Source organism: Rudaea sp. (assembly GCF_036383415.1).
In the GTDB taxonomy this organism is placed as follows: domain Bacteria; phylum Pseudomonadota; class Gammaproteobacteria; order Xanthomonadales; family Rhodanobacteraceae; genus Rudaea.
Genome location: NZ_DASVOK010000161.1, coordinates 1 through 2,621, shown reverse-complemented (window position 1 = coordinate 2,621; position 2,621 = coordinate 1). Strand labels below are relative to the sequence as shown.

The 2,621-nt window shown below is 62.7% G+C and carries 4 protein-coding genes; 1 reads left to right on the top strand and 3 read right to left on the bottom strand.

The features are described 5' to 3' along the window. Both VF497_RS06145 and VF497_RS06140 read right to left on the bottom strand, forming a co-directional pair. Positions 1–525 (bottom strand): NYN domain-containing protein (locus VF497_RS06145; protein WP_330886745.1); only part of this gene is annotated, 525 nt, incomplete at its 3' end. A gap of 399 nt (positions 526–924) precedes the next feature. Continuing rightward, on the bottom strand, positions 925–1,167 hold the full coding sequence (locus tag VF497_RS06140) for a hypothetical protein (RefSeq protein ID WP_330886744.1): 243 nt from the start codon (positions 1,165–1,167) through the stop codon (positions 925–927). Between the two features lie 87 nt (positions 1,168–1,254). On the opposite strand from VF497_RS06140, the gene VF497_RS06135 reads away from it, so the two are divergent. Continuing rightward, positions 1,255–1,857 (top strand): hypothetical protein, encoded by a 603-nt coding sequence (locus VF497_RS06135; protein WP_330886743.1) that lies wholly within the window; start codon positions 1,255–1,257, stop codon positions 1,855–1,857. 78 nt (positions 1,858–1,935) lie between these two features. Here the strand turns inward: VF497_RS06135 and VF497_RS06130 are convergent. Then, positions 1,936–2,621, bottom strand: a 686-nt coding sequence (locus VF497_RS06130) for a hypothetical protein (protein ID WP_330886742.1), incomplete at its 5' end; no start/stop codon positions are given.

Sequence of the window (2,621 nt, the reverse complement as noted above, 5' to 3'; positions counted from 1 at the left end):
TATCGGATGCGCCGGCCGCTCGATCGACGGTCTGAGGCTCTCGAGTTCAACGAAGGCATCGGCGTCTCTGCGAAGCTCGTCGGCGATCATCGGCGGCTTCGTTCGAATGCTCGAAACGACAGTGACACGCACGCCCATCCGCCTGACAGCTTCGACCACGGCTCGCAAGTCGCCGTCGCCAGAGAACAGGAACGCATGGTCGATGCGGTGCGCGATTTCCATTGCATCGACCGCGAGCTCGATGCCGATACTGCGCTTCATTCGCCTCCGTCCATCGCCGTCGTCGTGCTGCTTGGCGGCCTTTCGCCTGACTTCATATCCGTTGTAGTCGAGCCAATCCACCAGCGGCCGAAGGCTGCTGAACTCGTCGTCGTCCCTTACGACCGTGTAGAAATAGGCGCGGACGATCTGCCCGTGCTTGCCGAACTCCGAGAGCAATCGCCGGAAGTCGACTTCAAAGCCGAGGTTCTTGACCGTGGTGTGCAGATTCGCACCATCGATGAAAAGTGCAATACGATCGGTCATCTGAAGCCCCATGACGCCGGATCAGTCGCTCTACGCTTTGGTTCTGCAAATATCTCGAGCGCATGCTGGGCGCTCAAATTGAAATGTCTGATCCTAGAGCAAGGACTCGGCGGGGATGAAGCAGAATTTTCGACACCGGTGGGTGTCATGGTGATCGTGCGCCTGTTGATAAGGCAATGTCCAAGCATGCGGCTGGCCCGTCGGATGGAGACGAAACGGTCGTCGTTGACAAGAATGCTGCCGTTTGCGCCCGCGACATACGCTGGTGCGTTCAGCGCCGAAGAATTCCATCGCTCTGGCGTTTCGACGTCACCGGGCGATCGGCGCTGCGGACGTCAGGCAACGCTGCAGCGCACCCGGCGCCACCGACGAGCTGCAGCGCGGCTGCGCCAGAAGCGACTATTGCGTCACCAACAAAACTACATCTAAAATCAATCGGGTGTACCGGTGCCATTTCGTGCCGATGCGATATTTCGAGATACCACTTTTTTGCAGATACAGGTTTTCGCCGATACCAGTTTCACCGGAGGGGAGAAGACGGCTTTGCATCCCCGCATTGCGCAGACGGTTTGTTATTGCTGGCAGGCGCGGACGCGCGGCGGTGCGTCGATTGCGCCATCGCAACACGTCTCTCGCGCTCATCGATAACGAACCGTCGCGATCGACCCGCTGCTTGATGCGATGTTCGTATCAGCGGGGGGCAGGTGGGGCGCGCGATGGGGGCTTGCCGTGACCGACACAACAATCGGGCGCTCGATCGAGGGGCAGGCGAGGAAGGATTGGCCAAGGCGCGCGAGATGCCTCGTTGCCCTCTCGCTCTGCATCCTGCTGTCCTGTTGCGGGGCCGCTCGCCAGGCCGTCGAAAAGGAGGCGGGACCGGCAACGGAGACCGCAACAGAGCCGGCGACGGAGACGACCACGGCACCGGCGCCGGAACCGGCACCGGCACCGGTAACAGTCAACCTGAGCGGCGCACTCGCCGAATGCCGGAACACCTTTCCTGATCAGATCGCGCAAGCGGTGGCGCGGGCGTCGTGTGTGATCAAGGCGACCGAGCTCGTCCGCCCGCTGTTGCCGTTTCCTGAGCTGCTCGATCGGGAGAATGCCCTGCGCAAAACGTTGGCAGAGCAGGTTCAAGCGCGAGCCATGTCCCTGCTCGAGCGAAACGTCCAGATCCAGAAGCTGCATTCGCAGCTCCTCGACGAAGAGCGCAGCAGGCTGCCGGCCACGCCGGCCGATGCGAGCAAGCCGCTGCTGGCGGTCACGCAGTGGCGGCAATCGAACCCGGAGAATTGCGGGCGGCTCGGAGGGGACGCTGCGAACTGCTTTTGAGTCGGCGCGAAGTCCGCCAAGGCCTCTCTTAGAACCGAGCGGTCGGATCTGGATGGCCATCGTCGTTGTCATACTAGACTAATGCAACCTAGACCAATACAGCGCGACAGATCGATCCCTGGCCTGCTGGATGCCACCGGCAAGCGCCCTTTCGTAAAGCTCGCGCGCCTTCGTCACATCGCCACGTGTTCCGTAGGTCTTCCATGTGGAAAGAACGAGGGGATCATAGGTCTCCGCGAGCATGAAGCTCGCCTGTGCGCTACCCGTCTCGACAGCGTGTTCGAGCACGATCCGCGCTGCACCGATATCCCCTTGGCCGAGCAGGGCGGTGGCGCGTGCCAGCAACCTGGCCGCTTCCGGACCGCCTTGCGCCTCATTGACCGTTGGCTGCCCTGTCGCAGCTGCCTCCGCGGCTTGAGTCAGTGTGGGTTCGCGGGGCGGTGCCGGTGCCTCGGCCGGGTCGCGCTCATTCTTCAGAGACTGTCGCAGCACGGCTGTCGCGCTCTTGGCGGCCTTCTTCGCCTGCACCGCTTCGTCACCGGCCTTGCTTGACAGCGTCAGCTGGGTCTCGAGGTCCCGCCGTGCCCTCGCAAGCTCGCCCGCGTGCTCCGTCTTCAAAGACTGTTGCAGCTCCGCCGTCGCGGTCTCGGCGACGCCCTTCGCCTCGTCGCTGGCCTTGCTTGAGTGTGCCAGCTGGGTCTCGAGATCCCGCCGCGCCTTCGCAAGCTCGCCCGCCAGCGCCTCGGCCCTGTCGTGTTCCTTCT